The organism is Arthrobacter rhombi, from assembly GCF_900163545.1.
Lineage (GTDB): Bacteria > Actinomycetota > Actinomycetes > Actinomycetales > Micrococcaceae > Arthrobacter_H > Arthrobacter_H rhombi_A.
This window is the reverse complement of the sequence record NZ_FUHW01000012.1, coordinates 1-17,877: the sequence shown is the minus strand read 5'-3', so window position 1 is coordinate 17,877 and position 17,877 is coordinate 1. Positions and strand designations below refer to the sequence as shown.

The window sequence follows — 17,877 nt, the reverse complement described above, 5'->3', positions numbered from 1 at the left end:
AACGAAAGGGAAACACCATGACCACCGAAGCGATTAAGCAGGACGCCCCCGTGAGCATCGGCACCGAGAAGATCGGCACCGGCCAGCCGGTCTACGTCATCGGCGAAATCGGGATCAACCACAACGGTGATGTCGACGTTGCCAAGCAGCTCATCGACATCTCCGCAGCTGCCGGCGCCAACGCCGTGAAGTTCCAGAAGCGGACCCCCGAGATCTCCACCCCGCAGGATATGCGCGATAAGATCCGCTCGACCCCCTGGGGCGAGATGACCTATTTGGACTACCGGTACAAGGTCGAATTCGGTGCCGCGCAGTACCGCGACATCATCTCCTACGCCCGCAGCCAGGGTCTGGAGGCCTTCGCCTCCCCGTGGGATGTCCCCTCGGTCGAATTCATGGAGGAGCAAGGCGCAGCAACCCATAAGGTGGCCTCCGCCGCGGTGACCGACCTGGAGTTGCTGCGTGCCCTGCGCGAGACCGGCAAGCCGATCATCCTGTCCACGGGTATGTCCACGATCGAACAGATCGACACGGCAGTGGAGACGCTGGGCACCGAGAACCTGGTCCTGATGCACGCCACCTCCACGTACCCCCTGCCCCCTGAGGAAGCGAACCTGCGCATGATCCCGACGCTGCAGGAACGCTACGGCGTCCCGGTGGGCTATTCGGGACACGAGCGCGGCCTCCAGATCTCCTTGGCCGCTGTCGCCCTCGGCGCCGTGACCGTGGAACGGCATATCACCCTGGACCGCACCATGTGGGGTTCCGACCAGGCGTCCTCCTTGGAACCGAAGGGCTTCGAATCGCTCATCCGTGACATCCGCATCCTGCAGGAAGCCATGGGCGACGGCGTGAAGAAGGTCTTCCCCGGCGAGCTCGCCCCGCTGTCCCGCCTGCGCCGCGTCGACGCATAGTCCCGGCCCGTCGAGATGAACACCCCCTTGCTCAGCATCGTCGTTCCGGCGAAGGATCAGGCACCCTTCATCCGCGACACGATGACGAGCCTGACGCACCAGTTCGAGGATCCGCGCGCACTGGAAGTCATCTTCGTCGACGACGGCTCCCGGGACGGCACCGGGGAGCTGGTCGAGGCCTTCGCCGGCCGGCTCCCTGGCCTGAGGATCCTCCGCAACGAGGAGGCCAGGGGCCTGGCCACCGCCCGGAACCAGGGCCTCGAAGCCGCCACCGGCACCACACTGGCCTTCTTGGACGGCGACGACTGGTTGGCTCCCGGGCATCTACAGGCCTGTTGGGAAGCGAGGGACCGGCTGGATGTGGACTTTTTGCGGGTGGACCATGTCAGGGTCACCGCAGGGCGTCGATCGATCCACCGGGCCCCACAGGCCCGGAGGAATACGGTCCTGGACCCGCGGGCCTCGATCCTCCCGCAGACCGAAACCACCCTGATCGATTACCCGTATGCATGGGCAGGAATATTCCATCGTCGGTTGGCCGACGCCGGCCTCCTGCAGTTCCCCGATGGGTTGTTCACCGCCGAGGACCGCCCCTGGATCTGGAGATTGCATTTGCAGGCCGAGTCCTTTGCCGTCGTGGAGGCCCCCGGAGTGCTCTATCGGCGCGGCGTGACCACCTCCCTGACGCAGATCCAGGATCGTCGGCAACTCGATTTCGCGCGGGCCTTCGCCCTCGCCTTCGCAATCGTGGCCGCCGACCGCGAAGCCTCGACGTACTGGCCGAAAGTGATCCGCCAATTCATGGCGGTTTCCTGCCACCACCTCTCCCGCAGCGCGGGGATGACCGCGACGGTGACAGCGGAGCTTCAGGCGGCGATCACCACCACGTTGGCGGCAGCACCCGAGGCCTTCCTCGCGGCGGCCTTCGCAGGACTCGATGCCCGACGACGGCGCCTCCTGCTGCCCTTGTACCCCACCACCACACACCCCGAAAACCCCACGGGACGGGACCGAGACCTGGTCCCCGGAGGAACCAGATGATCCAACTGCTCACCGCTTCAACACTGTTCCAGGTGGCCTCCCTGGCGGCCATGGTCGATGCTGGAGCGCTGCCGAAACCCGAGGGGGAACGCGTGCTGCTGCTCGTTGACGGTTCCCAGCAGCCCGAACTGACCGGCAGCATCGCCGACACCCCCGGATTCGGGGACCTCGCCGCGCGGTTTGACCGGGTGCTGGATTTCGGTGAACTGCTGTTGCCGCGCCGGCCCGCCCAATTCAATCCGCGCGAGGAGGAGCTGTATCTGTGGCAGCGTCTCCTCCGGCAGTGCTTCGGGCTCGGTGACGAGGAGCTGCAGCTGGTTGTCGATTCGATCCAAACCAATCCGAGCCGGGCGATCCTGCGGATTTTCCACGACTCACCGTTCCTGGTCCATTCGGACGGGCTGATGTCCTACGGTCCCACCCGCAACCTGCTTCCAGCGTCGATCCATCAACGTCTCGACGGGTTGGTCTACCTCGATCTGGTTCCCGGTCTGAAGCCGCTGCTCTTGCGCGAATTCTCCCCGCAGCTCAGCCCGGTACCGCCGCAGCCGTTGGCTGAGATCATCAACGATCTCGCCCACTCCGCCGAGCTGGTGCTGCCACTGCCCGCCCAGGCCCGGCCGGCGACGGAGATCGGAGCACCCAAAACAGCGGTGGTCCTCGGCCAGTACCTCGCCCACCTGGGGCTCATGGACGACGAGGAGGAACGGATTCTGCATCGCGAAATGCTGCACGAAGCCGAACGCCGTGGGGCCACCACGGTGATCTTCAAACCCCACCCCTCAGCCGGCCCGGCCTCCGGACGCCAACTCGAGCGCGACGCCGCCGCCCTGGGACTGCAGTTCACCCAACTCGGGGAGCCGATGCTGGCCGAAACGGCGGTCGCCCTGCTGCGCCCCGACGTCGTCATCAGCTGCTTCTCCACGGCACTGCTGAGCATCCGTGCCCTCTTCGGCACCGAATGCGCGGCGGTGGGCACCGAAATGATGCTCGAACGGCTGAGTCCCTACGAAAACTCCAACCGGATCCCCGTCACCCTCATCGACGCCCTCTTCCGTCGGGGCCTGCCACTACCTGGCGAGGACCCCCTTGGCTCCGAGGGGGCTCTGACACAGCTGGTCACCGCCGTCGGCTACTGCATGCAGCCGCAACGCCTGGCCGCAGAGGAAGCGGGCGCCCGAGGATTCCTGGCCGGCCACTACCCGCGCTTTGCCAAGTATTTCAAGCGTCGTCGGCTCACCCGCCTGGACCTTCCCGGGGCCCTCCCCCCGGGCAGGCCTGCCACGGGGCTGGCCTCACGGTGGGGACGGCGTCTGCCGGCCTCGGTGCGTCGCCGGTTGAACCGTGGCATGCGTCGGATGCCACGCCGGCTGGTGAAGGTGGCCAGACGTGTCCCCCGCAGTTGACCTACCGGGCAATTCCGGAAGGGCGGGCCGGACCCGCAGGGTGGAGCTGGTGCCTCAGGTCCAACGGCCCCGCTTCGGACGGGCCGACGTCTGGGTGGAATCCCCGCTGCAGCTGCTCAGCGCCATCGAAGCCCACGGGGCGGGGCTTCTGGGCCGCCACTCAACGATCCACTCGCGGGGAGGAACCGCGGCAATGGACACCACGGTGCGCACACTGATGGCCCAGGCCCCCGCCGGTGTGACCTTCGACGAGGCCAACGCCCGGGAACCCTCGACCCCCGACCGTCCCGCGGACCGCTGGGTCACGGGCGACGCGTTCTCCGGCAGAATGCAACGTCGCCTCATCGGGCCGGTGCGCGCCGACGAGTTCGTGATCATTGATGACGGGTTGGCGACGGTAAAACTCTTGCAACTGCTCACCGGGGACCGTCCGACCCCTCTCGTGCGGTCCCGCGCCCCCCACAGCACCTCACGCAACGCCCTGGGTGTGGCCAGCTGGTACCGGTTGCGTTCCCTGGCCCGTCAGGGACGCCTGCTGGCCTGCACCGCACTGCCCATCGGTCGGGAGGTCGAACGGGCGTTCAGGGATCTCGGCGGGCATCTGGAGCACCACCGGTTCGAATGGTTGGGGACCCAGCCGGTGACCGAGCAGTTCCATGAACCGACGATCGTCATCGGCTCGGCGCTGGCCGCCGACGGTCTGATTGGTGAAGCACCCTATTTATCCTGGGTTCTGAAACAGACCGACGACGGACCGGTCGGCTATTTCCCGCATCGCCGCGAGGAACCGGGGTTCTTGGCCGAACTGGCTCGCCACCCGCTGATCACCGTGCACCCGAACACCCTTCCCGTGGAGATGCGCCTGCGGGGTCTTCGCCGAGGCCAAAAGGTCAGTGCCCTACCCTCCACCGTGCTGCCCTCGTTACGTTTGCTGCTGCGCCCCCACCGGGTGAGGATCACCGGTCATCCGGTCCCCGAGCGCTGGTGGACCGAGGCAGCCTCCCCGGCACTGCGCACCCACCTGGGAACGTCATTGGAGGACCCCACCGCGTGAAGATCCCCCCGGACGCCCCACCGCGCATTCTCGCCGTCGCCGACAGCGACTCGTACTTCAAATTCGCCTGCGCGACCCTTGACGGGCTCGGCCCCGGCTGGGACCGCACCGTGGTTTTGGCCCGTACCCCCCTCCTGCCCACCGCCGAACAACGGGTCGGCGCGGTGACCGGGACCTTCCTGCAGGACGCCGATCCCACGGCCGTCGTCCCCCTCCACCGCCTCGGCCCCCTGCTCGACTCCGCCGACGTGGTGCTGGGTGCCGCCACGGGCCCCGTGGTCCAGGAAGTCTTCCGTCGCGCGGCGTCCCGCCAGCGGGGAACCGGCAGAAGCACGGCCCTGGTCTCCGCCCTGCCAGGAGTCGCCTACCCGGCCACGGCGAAGGCCATGGGTTTTCGTTCCCTGGGTGATCTCTTCCTCACGCATGGCCGGGCCGAGGCCAGGGATTTCGGCGGCCTCTTGGCCCGGCTGGGGAGTGACCAGTCGGTTCTGGCCACCCGGCTGCCCTTCCTGGTGTCCACCGGGGAGCCGGCCAAGGATACGACGCCGGTGCATTCGGTGGTCTTCGCCGCCCAGGCCAAGTTCCCGATCCACCGGCACGAACGGGAACAGGTCCTGCGGGCGCTGGCCCGCACCCAGCGGGCGAACCCCGGGGTGGAGGTCATCGTGAAACTGCGGGCCAGGGACGGCGAACCGCAAACCCATCATGAACGCCACCCCTATGACAGGCTCTGGGCCGAGCTGAGCGCCGGCGGGGCCGTGGCAGGAGATGAAGTGCGTTTCGCGACCGGGACGATGGCCTCCGTGTTGCGACCGGGGACCCTGCTCGTGACGGTTTCTTCCACCGCGGTGTTGGAGGCCATCGACCGGGGGCTTCCCGCCGTCGTCCTGACCGACTTCGGCCTGGACCGTGACCTCTACAATCTGGTGTTCGAGGGCAGCGGGCTGATCGGGTCGCTGCAGGATGTCGAAGAATTGACGGTCTTGCGGCCCGACGCCGCCTGGCTGGCCGAGCACTATTTCCACCACCCCGATACGGTGGCCGCGGAGGCTCTGGAGCGCCTGGCTCGGCGCGCCCGGGCCGGCACGTTGGCTACCTGTCCCGAAGCACTGGCCGGGGCGCGCCGGATGGCCCTGCATCACCGGCTGCGCACCTCCCTCCCGGGGCCCGCCCTGCAACTGATTCGTGCCCTGCGCCAGTGACGGTTGCGTACCACATCCGCCCTGGCGATGAGCCCCGGGCGACCCGCTGAAAACCGGTGGGGAATAACCTGGCCGCTGCGTCACTTAGAATCGTTATGGCCTTCGGCCGCCCAAGAATCGTTCTGCTGTAGGAGTCACTGTGTCGGGAAACCCCATTCGGGTCGCAATCATTGGCGTGGGAAACTGCGCCACATCGCTCATCCAGGGCGTTGAATACTATAAGGATGCGGACCCGGAGACGAAGATTCCCGGCCTGATGCACGTCGAATTCGGCAAATACCATGTCCAGGACGTCTCCATCGTCGCCGCTTTCGACGTCGACGCGAAGAAGGTCGGCCTGGATCTCGCCGCGGCCACCACCGCCAGCGAGAACAACACCATCAAGATCGCCGACGTGCCCACCACCGGTGTTACCGTCCAGCGCGGCCACACTTTGGACGGTCTGGGCAAGTACTACCGCGAGACCATCGAAGAGTCCGACGCCGAACCGGTCGACATCGTCGCCGCGTTGAAGGACGCCTCCGTCGACGTGCTGGTCTGCTACCTGCCCGTCGGCTCCGAAAAGGCGGCAAAGTTCTACGCCCAGTGCGCCATCGACGCCGGCGTCGCCTTCGTCAATGCCCTGCCCGTCTTCATCGCCGGGACCAAGGAGTGGGCCGATAAGTTCACCGCCGCCGGACTGCCGATCGTCGGGGATGACATCAAATCCCAGATTGGCGCGACCATCACCCACCGCGTCATGGCCAAGCTCTTCGAGGACCGCGGGGTGACGCTGGACCGGACCTACCAGCTCAACGTCGGTGGCAACATGGACTTCAAGAACATGCTCGAACGTGAGCGCCTCGAATCCAAGAAGGTCTCCAAGACCCAGGCCGTCACCTCCAACACCTCCGCACAGCTCGGCGCCGACGACGTACACATCGGCCCCTCCGACTACGTGGCCTGGCTCGATGACCGCAAGTGGGCGTACGTGCGCCTGGAGGGCCGCAACTTCGGTGATGCCCCCGTCTCACTGGAGTACAAGCTGGAGGTCTGGGATTCACCGAACTCCGCGGGCGTGATCATCGATGCCATCCGCGCCGCCAAGATCGCGTTGGATCGCGGCATCGGCGGACCGCTGCTCTCGGCCTCCTCGTACTTCATGAAGTCTCCGCCGGAGCAGTTCAATGACGAGGCAGCCCACGAGAGCGTCGAAGCGTTCATCCGCGGCGATATCGAACGCTAACCTCCACACCCGCTGATGCGACGGCGGTCGGCCCCCGAACAGGGAAGCCGGCCGCCGTCGTCGTTCTCAGAAGAGTCCTACGGCATTCCCGCTCTCATCCACATCCATGCGCATGGCCGCCGGGACTTTGGGCAGGCCCGGCATGGTCATCACCGCCCCGGTCAGCGCGACGATGAACCCCGCCCCGGTTTTGGGGATGAGATCGCGAACCTGGAGGGTGAACCCCTCGGGGGCCCCGAGGAGCTTGGGGTCATCGGAGAACGAGTACTGGGTCTTGGCCATGCAGACCGGAAGAGTATCCCACCCGTTTTCCACGATCCCGGCGAGCTGTCGGCGCGCAGAGGCTGAGAACTCGACGTCGGCACCACCGTAGATGTCCCGCACGATGGTCCGGATTTTCTCCTCCACCGATAGCTCCACATCGTAGAGGTGGTGGAAATCCGAGGGCCCCTCCACTGCGGCCAGCACCTTGGCGGCCAACTCACCGGCACCCTCGCCACCCTGACCCCAGACGTCGGCCACGGCCGCCTGAACCCCTTCGGCGGCACACCATTGAAGAACAGCGTCGAGTTCCGCCTGCGTATCCGTGGCGAACTGGTTGATCGCCACCACAGGCGCCAGCCCGAACCGTCCAATATTGCGCACATGCCGGGCCAGGTTCGGCAAACCTCCCCGCACTGCCTCCACATTTTCCGGACCCAATCCGTCCTTCGGGACTCCCCCATGCATTTTCAGCGCCCTGACCGTGGCCACCAGAACGACGGCGGAGGGCGGGCAATCCGCGTAGCGCGCCTTGATGTCCATGAACTTTTCGGCCCCCAGATCGGCGCCGAACCCGGCCTCGGTGACCACAATGTCCGCCAACCGGCGTGCCGTATTGGTGGCGATCGCCGAATTGCAGCCGTGAGCGATATTTGCGAAGGGGCCACCATGGACCAGTGCCGGGGTCCCGGCGATGGTCTGCACCAGGTTGGGATTGATGGCGTCCTTGAGCAGCAACGTCAGAGCCCCTTGGACGTCGAGGTCCGCCACGCAGACGGGACGACGATCGAAGGTGTACCCCACCGTCATCTTTCCGAGCCGCTCGCGCAGATCGTCCAGGTCGGTGGCCAGACAGAAGACCGCCATCACCTCGGAGGCGACGGTGATATCGAAACCATCCTGGCGGGGCATCCCTTCCGTGGGCCCGCCGAGACCGATGACGATGCTGCGCAGGGACCGGTCGTTGACGTCCATCACGCGTTTGAAGGTCATCCGCCGGGGATCGATCCCCAACTCGTTGCCCTGCTGGATGTGGTTGTCCACGAGGGCCATCAGCAGGTTGTTCGCACTGGTGATCGCATGGAAGTCGCCGGTGAAGTGCATGTTGATGTCTTCCATCGGCAGCACCTGCGAGTACCCGCCGCCGGCGGCCCCTCCCTTCATCCCGAAGATCGGCCCCAGGGACGGCTCACGTAAGGCGATCATCGTGCGCGTTCCGGTAGCTGCCAGGGCGTCACCGAGACCGACGGTGACCGTGGACTTCCCTTCTCCGGCCGGTGTGGGGGACATCCCGCTGACCAGGACCACCCGCCCCGGCTCCGAGGTGGCCGCGGGCAGCTCGGCCCGATTGATCTTGGCCTTGTATCTTCCGTAGTTCACCAGCGCCTGCGCCGGGATTCCGGCAGCTGCGGCGATCTCCTCGATCGGTTTCAACGTCGCCCGTTGGGAGATGGTCAGATCGTTCATGGCTTCCGGGGCACCGTCGGGTTGCTCGGTGGTACTGCTCATCTGCTCACGGACCTTCCCGGCCAATGGCCGTCCTGTCATGCGGCGGACCACCTTGTCGCGCCGATGAACCCCAAGCTACCAGCGATCGGTGGCCTCGTCCCGGGATCGGGAGGCGCGATTTAAGCGGCAAAGCCCGCCGGTGAAGCCGGCGGGCTTTGCGGTGGGACCTGATATCTCGTTCATGCTCTTCCTCCTGGGGTCGGTCGCTGATCTGGCCGGATGAACCGGCGGCGTACCGACTTAGCGGAGACGGAAGAGGATTTCCGGGGGGAGCTGGGATTCGTAGCGGTTCTTGGGCCCCGGGTTGTACAAGGTGTTCAACCACTGCGGGCCGTTGGGCTTGCTGCGTTTCTTCTGCATGTTATTCACCTCCCCGGGACATATCGGGGAGGCATACCTGACGGGCAGCCGGCTCGTTCATCAGGGGCCTGGCGCGCAGAACGTCGGGGCCGGTGACGAAGAGTTCGGCGGAACGGAGGCCGGAGGGGCGGGTGGTGCTGGATTGCGCGGACATCGCTGTTCTTTCGTTCGGAACCTCGGGATGGGGAGGTCTGGAACAGCGGCGCTGGTATCTAGCGGTTCGCCGTTCCGAAGGTGGGGAACAAGGCACGATCACGGATTCCGTCAACGTGCGCAGTGGTAGCCACTGCCGTCGTATTTTGGATGATCATCACGATTCCCACCTCCTTCGGTGAACGGGCCGAACGCGTCGGCGGTTAATAGGTCCACGGGCCAAGACATCTCATTGAGATCTCTCAATCACCGGTATCAACGTAACTTAAGATCGGCCTCGAGCGCCAGCCCGGGCCGAAACTTTCTGCTGATTTCCTGCCAGAATCCGGCGCGTCGAAGGCGACACGCCGGATTCGTCGTCGTCCTTCTACAGCCCCCAGGCTTCGACGGCCGGGGTCTTCTTATCCCAGCCGAGGCGGCAGACTTCGGCCGTGCCCAAGAGGAAGTGGCGTCCCTGGCCGACGCCGAGGCGCAACCACGTCGCCGCAAGGATGCGGGAGAAGTGCCCGTGGGAGAAGAGCACTGCGTTGCCGCCATCGGCCAGCTCGGTACGGACCCGCTGCACGATCCGTTCCGCGCGGACCCCCACCTGCTCGATGGTCTCCCCACCGGGGACCCCATCATCCCAAATCAGGTAACTGGGGTTTCTTTCGCGCACCTCGGCCGAACGGATGCCTTCGTACTCGCCGTAATCCCATTCATGCGCGTCCTGGACGGTTTCCGCGTGGGGGAACCCTGCCAGGTCGGCGGTATGGGCAGCACGCTGCGACGGGCTGGTCATCACGAGGTCGAAGGACGTGCCGGCCTTCTGGATGGCTGCCAGCTTCCGTCCGGCGATGCGCGCCTGTTCCTCACCATGGGCCGTGAGCGGCAAATCGGTCAGCCCGGTGTACTGGCCACTACGGGACCATTCGGTCTCACCGTGGCGGACCAGCCATAAGCGGGGCAATTCAGTCATCGTTCATCCTCTTTTCGTCAGTTTCACGATCGGACCCCTGCCCCGACCACCAGGCGACCAGCGCCTTCGATGCAGCGTCGGGCCCCAATGGGCCGTGGTCCAGCCTGAGCTCCAACAGGAATTTATAGGCTCGACCGACCTCCGGTCCGGGCCCGATCCCCAGCAGTTCCATGATCCGTCCACCGTCGAGGTCGGGACGGATGGCGTCCATTTGTTCCTGCTCGGCCAACTCGTCGATCCGACGTTCCAGGTCGTCGCAGGCAAAGGCCAGGTAATCGGCCTTGCGCCGGTTGCGGGTAGTCACATCCGAACGGGTGAGCCGCAGCAGCCGTGGCAGCACTGCCCCGGCATCGGTGACGTAGCGCCGTACCGCCGAATCCGTCCACCCGGCATCGCCGTAGCCGTAGAAACGCATATGCAGTTCCACCAGGCGGGCGACGGCCTTGATGGTGTCATTATCGAAGCGCAGCGCCCGCATCCGCTTCTTGGCCAGCTTGGCGCCGACGGCATCGTGATGACGGAAGCTGACCGCCCCGTTGGGTTCGAAACGCCGGGTCGCCGGCTTGCCGATATCGTGCAGCAGCGCCGCGAAGCGCAGCACGAAGTCGGGGCCGGGCACCTCCCCCTCGGGTCCGGTTTCCAAGGAGGCTGCCTGATCCAGGACCTGTAGGGAGTGTTGGTAGACGTCCTTATGCCGATGGTGCTCGTCGACTTCCAGGCGGAGTGCCGAGACCTCGGGCAGCACGTGGTCGGCCAATCCGGTGCGCACCAGCAGGTCGACCCCTTCCCGGGGATGGCGCCCGGTCATCAGCTTGATGAGTTCGTCGCGGACCCGTTCGGCGGAGATGATGTCGATTCGCGCGGCCATATCGGTCATCGCCTCCTCGACCTCGGGGTCCACGCGGACGCCCAACTGGGCGGCGAACCTCGCGGCACGCATCATGCGCAACGGGTCGTCGGAAAAGGAGGAGGCAGGGGTTCCGGGGGTACGGATCAGGCCCTGTTCCAGGTCTTCGAATCCTCCGTAGGGGTCCACCAGTTCAAGCTCGGGCAGGCGAAGTGCCATCGAGTTCATGGTGAAGTCGCGGCGGTACAGGTCTTCCTGCAAGGAAGTGCCAAAGGCCACGATCGGTTTACGGGAGGCCGGGTCATAGGCGTCCGCTCGATAGGTCGTGACCTCGATGGTGTGCTCCCCGCGCCGCAGTGCGATCGTTCCGAAGGCCCTGCCGACCTCCCAGGTCGCATCCGCCCAACCGGAGACCGCTGTCAACGTCTGGTCCGGATCCGCGTCGGTGGTGAAGTCAAGGTCCGGGGAAACACGCCCCAGGAACAGGTCCCTCACGGGGCCCCCCACCAGGGACAGTGCGTGGCCGGCCGAGGTGAAACGGTCGGCCAGTTCGAAGACGACGGCGGGAAGGAGCGTCCTGAGGGCGGATGGTGCGGGTAGCTGCTGCATAGTCCGTTAAGCTTGTCAGATTTTTCCGTTGCCACCTGACGCGCGTCATACGCGGGGCAGGCAGAAGTGCACAGCAAAGATGGATAGAGTGGTTTCCATGGCCCATCCAGTACCCCGCGCTCCGAAGCGCACACCGCTGAACGCCTCCATGGCGTCTGCGCAGCCGGGCCAGCACTCCCTGCCCACCGTCGAGGAAATCTCCTCCGGTGGGGTCATCGTCGATACGGCGTTGCCCGGACTCCCGGTGGCGATCATTGCCCGCTATAACCGGGGCGGTCGGCTGGAATGGTGCCTGCCCAAGGGCCACCCCGAAGGCGAGGAAACCAATGAAGAAGCAGCCGTGCGGGAGGTCGACGAGGAAACCGGCATCGCCGGGAGGATTCTCGCCCCGCTGGGCAGCATCGATTACTGGTTTACCGTGACGAACTACCGCGTGCATAAGACGGTCCATCATTTTTTGCTCGAGGCCACCGGTGGAGAACTAACCATCGACAACGATCCGGATCACGAGGCAGTGGACGTTGCCTGGATCCCGATCGCCGATCTGGGCAGGAAGCTCTCCTTCCCCAACGAGCGCCGCATCGCGGAGTTAGCCCGCGACCTCCTGACGCAGCATGGCAACTGAGACCACCACGGACCGGAAAGCTGGTTCGAACGCCAAGGCTTATCACCTCATGGCCTCCGGGACGATTGTGTCCCGGGTCCTGGGCTTCGTCCGCACGGCCCTGCTGGCCGTGGCCATCGGCTCCAACGCCATGGTGGCTGACATCTTTGAAAAAGCCAATGTCATCCCCAACATCATCTTCATGCTGTTGGCCGGCGGCATCTTCAATGTCGTGCTGGTTCCGCAGCTGATCAAGGCCTCCCGGGCCGCGGATAAGGGCTCTGACTACACCAGCAAGCTCATCACCCTGACCATGGTGGTGATGGGCGTCTTCACGGTGTTGTTGACCCTGGGCGCAGGTCCCATCATCACCATCCTGACCAAGGACTGGTCGGCACCGATGCTCACCCTGGGCACCGCTTTCGCCTACTGGTGTCTCCCGCAGATCTTCTTCTACGGCGTCTACGCCGTCGTCGGTCAGGCGTTGAATGCCCACGGACGATTTGGCGCATACATGTGGGCGCCGGTCGCCAATAACGTCGTGCAGATCCTGGTCATCATCGGGTTCATGATGTCCTTCGGCAAGTACGACGGCGATCCTGACCAGTTGGCGAACTGGACGTCGATGCAGACCCTCTGGATCGCCGGCGGTTCGACCCTGGGCATCGCCATCCAGGCGCTGGTGCTCTTTATTCCGTTGGCGCGTTCAGGTCTGCGGATCCGTCCCAAATTCAACTGGCGTGGCATGGGATTACGTCACGTCGGCAAGCTGGCGGCCTGGACACTCGGTTCGATGACCATGGGCAATGTCGCTTCGTTGATCTATGCCCGGCTGGTTTCCAGCGCGGCAAACGCCCGGAGCTCTCTGCCACCGGAACAGGCCGCAGCCGTCCCGGGCGAACAAGCACTGAACGCGATGCAGCTGGTCACCGTCCTGCCGCACTCGATCTTCGCCCTGTCCTTGGCCACCGTCCTCTTCAACGAGCTCTCGCGCGCCTTCGCCGATAATAAACGTGAGAAGGTCGCTCCCACCCTCTCGCTCGGATTGCGCACGACGGCGGTGCCCGTCGTGTTCGCCACGATCGCCTTCATCGTCCTCGCCGGTCCCCTGGGACGGCTCTTCAGCGGTGCCGGTGCCAATTCAGCCATTGCCGGGGCAGCGATCGGACAGCTCCTGCTTCTGACGGCCTTGGGCCTGCCCTTCAAGAGCATCCATTTCTTCCTCATTCGGGTCTTCTTTGCCGAGGAGGACACCAAGACGCCGATGATCATCCAATCTTCCATCGCCGTGATCGGCGTGGTCATCGCCTACGCCCTGGCAGCGGTCCTGCCGGCGACCAAGATCGCCCTGGGCATCGCACTGCTCTACGGGGTCACGAACATCCTCTCGGCCGTCATCGCCCACTTCCTCGTCGTCCGCCGCTACGGCGACTACGGCACGAGGAAAGTCCTTAACACCTATATCCGGATCGGCTGGTACTCGGCCATTTCGGGGGCCGCCGGGGCCCTCGTGCTCTGGTTCATGGGCGGGTATTCCAACGGATTTGCCTGGGAATCGATCTTTACGGCGCTCATCAGCATCGTCGTCGTCGGTAGCGTGATGGCCGTGGTCTACCTGCTGTTGCTCAAGGCAGCCAACGTGCCAGAACTTGAAGATTTCATCGGCCGTGCGGCCAAACGGGTGCCGGACCTCGGCAGAAGGTTGCGCCGCTAGGACACAATGTCCCGCCCGCTGGGTAGGGACACCGGTAACATGGTCGAAGCATGGCAACAGCATGCCCAGCTACACACCATCAATCCCGGGAGTCAATAGTGTCGCAGCCCATCGATGTCGGAGCCGTTCTTGGGGGCCGGTATAAGGTCACCGAACTGGTTTTGACCTCCGCCGACGGCGACGCTGTCCTGGCTGGGATGGATCAGGTGCTGAATCGCTCGGTGAGCATCCTCGTGGCCTCACCGGAAAACGCGAGCCAGGTGGCGACGAGTGCCCGCGAGATCGCCACCGGTGAACGCTATGGGGCCATGCAGGTCCTGGACCTCGGCATCTCGGATGGCAGTACCTACCTCATCACCAACACCGCCAGTCCTGCCGATCTGCTCGATCTGGTCATCCAACGCGACGCTCCCTTCATCGAACCCTTCTATACCGACACCCTGGGCTCGGAGATCTTCGGTGTCACCCGCAGCGCGGAACCGGAGGTCTATGACGATGAGGAAGAATACTGGGAAGAACTTCAGGCCAATGAGGAACGTAATGTCGGAGGCCGGGTCGCCAAGAAACTCACCGGCTTCACCAGCCGTCTAGGACGTGGCAAGAAGGCTTCGGGATCACCCGAAGCGGACGCCGAGGCCGCCGAAATCGACGCGGCAGCCGACGAATCGCCAACCCCCGCTGCTGACGCCTCGACCGAGGCCGACGAGCCCACGGAATCCACTCCACCAACTGCGGCCGCAGCCAACGTTCCACCGCGCCCGCAGACTCCCCCCACGACTCCCAAGGAGCCTGCGGAATCACTCGCTGAAGTGGACGATGACGCCACGGGTGAAACGGAGAAAGTTTCCCTGTGGGGCGCCGACGACGAGGATGCTTCGGATGCCGACTCCCACGCAGCGGACCGGGGCGACGGCCAGCTCGCCGCCGGTGCCGCTGCAGCAGCCGCGGGAACTGCCGAGCGCGGCAGCCAACCGGTTGCGGAGGACCACTACGAGCGTCCTGCAGCCATCTTCCCTGCCGGCGCCCGCCACTTCTCCGCTCCCGAGGAAGAGCTCGACGACGAGGAGCCGGAGGATAAGCCAGCAGGAAGTGGCTTCAGCCGCCTGCTGGTGGGGGCCCTATTGGTCGTCGTATTGGTCATCGCCGTCGTCTTCGCGTTCAACACCCTAGGCAAGAACGATGCACCCAAGACGGCTGCGGAAACCAGCCAGGCACCGTCCGCACCGGGAGCTTCCTCCAAGAAGGGCGAGTCAAAGGCTCCCTCACCGAAGACGGCAGTAGAGCCCGAGGTCACCGGAATTTCACGAGTCGTTCCCGGTAACCAGGCCCTGAACGCCGAGACGGATTCCACCTTGCCCAAGGCCATCGATGGTAACCAGGGCAGCTTATACAGTTCCTATTCCTTCACGACCCCGCAATTCGGCGGTTTTGCCTCCAACATGGCCTTGGTCGTGGAGCTGAAGGAAGAAGCCACCATCTCCGAAGTCGAATTATCCGGACTCAACGGAACCGGCGGTGCGTTCCAGATCAGCGTCGGTGATTCCGAAGACCTTGGTTCGGCCAAGGAAGTAACGTCAGGATCCTTTACTGGTCCCACCGTGACCGTTCCGGTCTCCGGGGATGACGATCAGCCGGTCAAGGGCAAATACGTGTTCTTCAACATCACCGAGCTTCCCCGTCTGGCCAGCACATCCAATAGTTCACGCCCGTATGGACTGCAGGTCGCCGAGATCAAGGTGTCCTAGGACCACTGAGGGAATAGAGCCCGGCACCGCTTCGTTGTGTAGGGCAAGAGATCATCAATACCCGTGCATCGCAGCTGCGACAACGCACGGTCTGAGAGGGAAGGACACACCGCGTGGCAACAGATACACCCGATGCCGTTCGCGACGTCATCATCATCGGTTCAGGACCGGCTGGCTATACGGCAGCCGTCTATACGGCCCGCGCCAATCTGGCTCCGTTGGTCGTCGCTGGCTCCGTCACCGCAGGTGGCGAACTGATGAACACCACCGACGTCGAGAACTTCCCGGGATTCCGTGAGGGAATCCTCGGACCGGATCTCATGGACAACATGCAGGCTCAAGCCGAGCGGTTTGGCGCGGAGATCCAGTATGAAGACGTGTCCAACGTCGAACTTGAAGGGGATATCAAAACGGTCACCCTCGCCAGTGGCGACGTCTACCGGGCCCACACGGTCATCATCTCCACGGGCTCCGCGTACCGTGAATTGGGTCTACCCAACGAAAAGCGGCTGTCGGGACACGGTGTTTCATGGTGTGCCACATGCGACGGTTTCTTCTTCCGCGATCAGGAAATCGCCGTGGTGGGTGGTGGCGATTCTGCCATGGAAGAGGCGCTCTTCCTCACGAAGTTCGCGTCCAAGGTGACCGTCATCCACCGCAGGGAAGAGCTACGTGCCTCCAGGATCATGGCCGACCGCGCCTTGGCCCACCCCAAAATCGAATTCCTCTGGAACTCCGCTGTTGACGATGTATTGGGCTCGGAGAAGGTCACCGGCCTGAAGCTTCGCAATCTTCTCGATAACACCGAGACCGAACTTTCGGTGACGGGCGTATTCGTTGCCATCGGCAACGACCCGCGGACCGAACTGGTCAAGGATCAATTGGCCCTGACTACCGACGGAACCATCGCCGTCGAAGGTCGAACGTCCAAGACCCAGCTCCCTGGCGTCTTTGCGGCCGGTGACGTCATCGACCCGACCTACCGTCAGGCAGTGACCGCTGCCGGCTCCGGCTGTGTTGCAGCTTTGGACGTCGAACACTATCTCTCTGCTCTGCCTGCCTCGGCGGAGCAGACCGTAGCAGTTTCCAACTAGTACCCCCTTTAGAAAGGACGACCAACCATGAGCCAAGCAAAAGATGTCACCGACAGTTCCTTCCAGGCAGACGTGTTGGATGCACCGAAGCCCGTCATCGTGGATTTCTGGGCCGAATGGTGCGGCCCCTGCCGTCAGCTCTCCCCGATCCTCGATCAAATCGCTGCTGAGCACGCCGAGAAGGTCGACGTGGTTAAGGTCAACGTCGACGATAATCCGGGCATCGCCGCAAAATACGGCATCACCAGCATTCCGGCGGTTTACGTCTTCGACAAGGGCGAGCACGTGGCTAGCTCAATCGGCGCCAAGCCCAAGCAGGCACTCGAGCAGGAATTTGCCGCCTTCCTCTAGAGAGTGATTCCGGCGAACTGCGGTTCAGCAGCTCCGTCACGGGGCCGTTTCCATGCGACATGGGAACGGCCCCGTTTTCACGTGATGCCTCCATCGCCATTCTTGTCGCTTGGAATTCGCCGCGACGCTGCCGGAAGTTGGTGCCTCGGAGCGACGACGCGACGGCTTCAGAGACCACCTTCGGATAGATCGAAGTGTGCACACGGAAACTCGTCCTTCCTTGCCGTTTGTAACCCGGGGACCAGGCGCGGCTGCTTCCAGCAGACCTCTGCTTTCCAGAGCCCTGAACTCGGGACTCTTCGCCCTCGGTGAGCCCATCCTGAATCCATACAACTCGCTGGTAACTTGCGCAGATGCATCACCTTTCGGTTGCAACGATTTCCCGAATGACGAATGACCCTGTTCACCAGCTGATATTAGTTGCTTAATCCAGGGGGAACGAGCCTCGACTCATGGAGTCCCGAAGACGTCTTTCTTGAGTGATGTTCTCGCGACCTGGTTCTTCCTGCAACTTCCCAGAACGAGGACGTCCGCGAAATCATGTGCCGCGCTCGGTGGACAAATCTGGATGGTGGCCAGGTGTACCACTCCCGGTGTTTCACGTGGAACACTCATCTTTGACTTATCCACAGGATATGCACATTCCTCATTTTCTGGGGATATCTATCGGACTGATGCGTCCATAGCGCTGACTCAGGGAAGAACCGAACTAAATCAAGCCATCGAACCGCTCGAAGAGTACTCGCACGACGCCGTACCTTAAGTACAAGTCCTGTTGGCGAGTAGCGCTTGACGGTAGCGCGAGTCCACGTAGTTGGTAGCGTTTCTGA

15 protein-coding genes are annotated in these 17,877 nt (G+C 64.0%); 11 read left to right on the top strand and 4 right to left on the bottom strand.

Annotated features, from left to right (window positions below; genetic code table 11):
* The first annotated feature begins 17 nt into the window (after nt 1–17).
* From FM101_RS02385 to FM101_RS02360, 6 genes are all read left to right on the top strand, one after another.
* Nucleotides 18–914, top strand: coding sequence for an N-acetylneuraminate synthase family protein (locus tag FM101_RS02385; RefSeq protein WP_086994920.1), 897 nt, complete (start codon nt 18–20; stop codon nt 912–914).
* A gap of 15 nt (nt 915–929) precedes the next feature.
* Nucleotides 930–1,955 carry a glycosyltransferase family 2 protein gene (locus FM101_RS02380; RefSeq protein WP_086994917.1) on the top strand — a complete coding sequence of 342 codons (1,026 nt, stop codon included), beginning with the start codon at nt 930–932 and terminating at the stop codon, nt 1,953–1,955.
* Complete coding sequence (locus tag FM101_RS02375) at nt 1,952–3,361, top strand: polysialyltransferase family glycosyltransferase (protein ID WP_086994914.1); 1,410 nt, start codon at nt 1,952–1,954, stop codon at nt 3,359–3,361. The genes FM101_RS02380 and FM101_RS02375 overlap by 4 nt, the downstream gene beginning before the upstream one ends.
* Nucleotides 3,345–4,415, top strand: a complete 1,071-nt coding sequence (locus FM101_RS02370; protein WP_245806602.1) for a hypothetical protein — start codon at nt 3,345–3,347, stop codon at nt 4,413–4,415. The genes FM101_RS02375 and FM101_RS02370 overlap by 17 nt, the downstream gene beginning before the upstream one ends.
* The gene (locus FM101_RS02365) at nt 4,412–5,617 is read left to right on the top strand and encodes a DUF6716 putative glycosyltransferase (protein WP_086994912.1); all 1,206 of its coding nucleotides are present in this window, start codon (nt 4,412–4,414) and stop codon (nt 5,615–5,617) included. The genes FM101_RS02370 and FM101_RS02365 overlap by 4 nt, the downstream gene beginning before the upstream one ends.
* A gap of 139 nt (nt 5,618–5,756) precedes the next feature.
* On the top strand, nt 5,757–6,842 hold the full coding sequence (locus tag FM101_RS02360) for an inositol-3-phosphate synthase (protein WP_086994909.1): 1,086 nt from the start codon (nt 5,757–5,759) through the stop codon (nt 6,840–6,842).
* A 66-nt stretch (nt 6,843–6,908) separates the two neighbouring features.
* Here the strand turns inward: FM101_RS02360 and FM101_RS02355 are convergent, their stop codons facing one another.
* The 4 genes from FM101_RS02355 to FM101_RS02345 all read right to left on the bottom strand — a co-directional run bounded on the left by FM101_RS02355 (nt 6,909) and on the right by FM101_RS02345 (nt 11,539).
* Nucleotides 6,909–8,570, bottom strand: a complete 1,662-nt coding sequence (locus FM101_RS02355) for a formate--tetrahydrofolate ligase (protein WP_428844133.1) — start codon at nt 8,568–8,570, stop codon at nt 6,909–6,911.
* Nucleotides 8,571–8,973: 403 nt separating this feature from the next.
* Nucleotides 8,974–9,126 (bottom strand): hypothetical protein, encoded by a 153-nt coding sequence (locus FM101_RS15685; RefSeq protein ID WP_158225978.1) that lies wholly within the window; start codon nt 9,124–9,126, stop codon nt 8,974–8,976.
* Nucleotides 9,127–9,492: 366 nt separating this feature from the next.
* On the bottom strand, nt 9,493–10,083 hold the full coding sequence (locus FM101_RS02350; protein WP_086994906.1) for a histidine phosphatase family protein: 591 nt from the start codon (nt 10,081–10,083) through the stop codon (nt 9,493–9,495).
* A complete protein-coding gene (locus FM101_RS02345) occupies nt 10,076–11,539 on the bottom strand; it encodes a CCA tRNA nucleotidyltransferase (RefSeq protein ID WP_086994903.1) in 1,464 nt (487 codons plus the stop codon). The genes FM101_RS02350 and FM101_RS02345 overlap by 8 nt, the downstream gene beginning before the upstream one ends.
* A gap of 97 nt (nt 11,540–11,636) precedes the next feature.
* Between FM101_RS02345 and FM101_RS02340 the strand changes: the two genes are divergently transcribed.
* The 5 genes from FM101_RS02340 to trxA all read left to right on the top strand — a co-directional run bounded on the left by FM101_RS02340 (nt 11,637) and on the right by trxA (nt 17,047).
* A complete protein-coding gene (locus FM101_RS02340) occupies nt 11,637–12,164 on the top strand; it encodes an NUDIX hydrolase (protein ID WP_086994979.1) in 528 nt (175 codons plus the stop codon).
* Entirely contained in the window at nt 12,154–13,857 is a 1,704-nt protein-coding gene (murJ, locus tag FM101_RS02335; protein ID WP_086994900.1) for a murein biosynthesis integral membrane protein MurJ, read from the top strand. The genes FM101_RS02340 and murJ overlap by 11 nt, the downstream gene beginning before the upstream one ends.
* Before the next feature lie 98 nt (nt 13,858–13,955).
* On the top strand, nt 13,956–15,602 hold the full coding sequence (locus tag FM101_RS02330) for a discoidin domain-containing protein (protein ID WP_086994897.1): 1,647 nt from the start codon (nt 13,956–13,958) through the stop codon (nt 15,600–15,602).
* Nucleotides 15,603–15,715: 113 nt separating this feature from the next.
* Entirely contained in the window at nt 15,716–16,696 is a 981-nt protein-coding gene (gene trxB, locus FM101_RS02325) for a thioredoxin-disulfide reductase (RefSeq protein WP_086994894.1), read from the top strand.
* A 27-nt stretch (nt 16,697–16,723) separates the two neighbouring features.
* On the top strand, nt 16,724–17,047 hold the full coding sequence (trxA, locus tag FM101_RS02320) for a thioredoxin (protein WP_086994891.1): 324 nt from the start codon (nt 16,724–16,726) through the stop codon (nt 17,045–17,047).
* Nucleotides 17,048–17,877 lie beyond the last annotated feature (830 nt).

Excerpts from the sequence above, each read along its gene's own strand:
- FM101_RS02385 (WP_086994920.1), top strand. The coding sequence starts at position 18 with ATGACCACCGAAGCGATTAAGCAGGACGCCCCCGTGAGCATCGGCACC.
- FM101_RS02380 (WP_086994917.1), top strand. The coding sequence starts at position 930 with ATGAACACCCCCTTGCTCAGCATCGTCGTTCCGGCGAAGGATCAGGCA.
- FM101_RS02375 (WP_086994914.1), top strand. The coding sequence starts at position 1,952 with ATGATCCAACTGCTCACCGCTTCAACACTGTTCCAGGTGGCCTCCCTG.
- FM101_RS02355 (WP_428844133.1), bottom strand. The coding sequence starts at position 8,570 with ATGAACGATCTGACCATCTCCCAACGGGCGACGTTGAAACCGATCGAG.
- FM101_RS15685 (WP_158225978.1), bottom strand. The coding sequence starts at position 9,126 with ATGTCCGCGCAATCCAGCACCACCCGCCCCTCCGGCCTCCGTTCCGCC.
- FM101_RS02350 (WP_086994906.1), bottom strand. The coding sequence starts at position 10,083 with ATGACTGAATTGCCCCGCTTATGGCTGGTCCGCCACGGTGAGACCGAA.
- FM101_RS02345 (WP_086994903.1), bottom strand. The coding sequence starts at position 11,539 with ATGCAGCAGCTACCCGCACCATCCGCCCTCAGGACGCTCCTTCCCGCC.
- FM101_RS02340 (WP_086994979.1), top strand. The coding sequence starts at position 11,637 with ATGGCCCATCCAGTACCCCGCGCTCCGAAGCGCACACCGCTGAACGCC.
- murJ (WP_086994900.1), top strand. The coding sequence starts at position 12,154 with ATGGCAACTGAGACCACCACGGACCGGAAAGCTGGTTCGAACGCCAAG.
- trxA (WP_086994891.1), top strand. The coding sequence starts at position 16,724 with ATGAGCCAAGCAAAAGATGTCACCGACAGTTCCTTCCAGGCAGACGTG.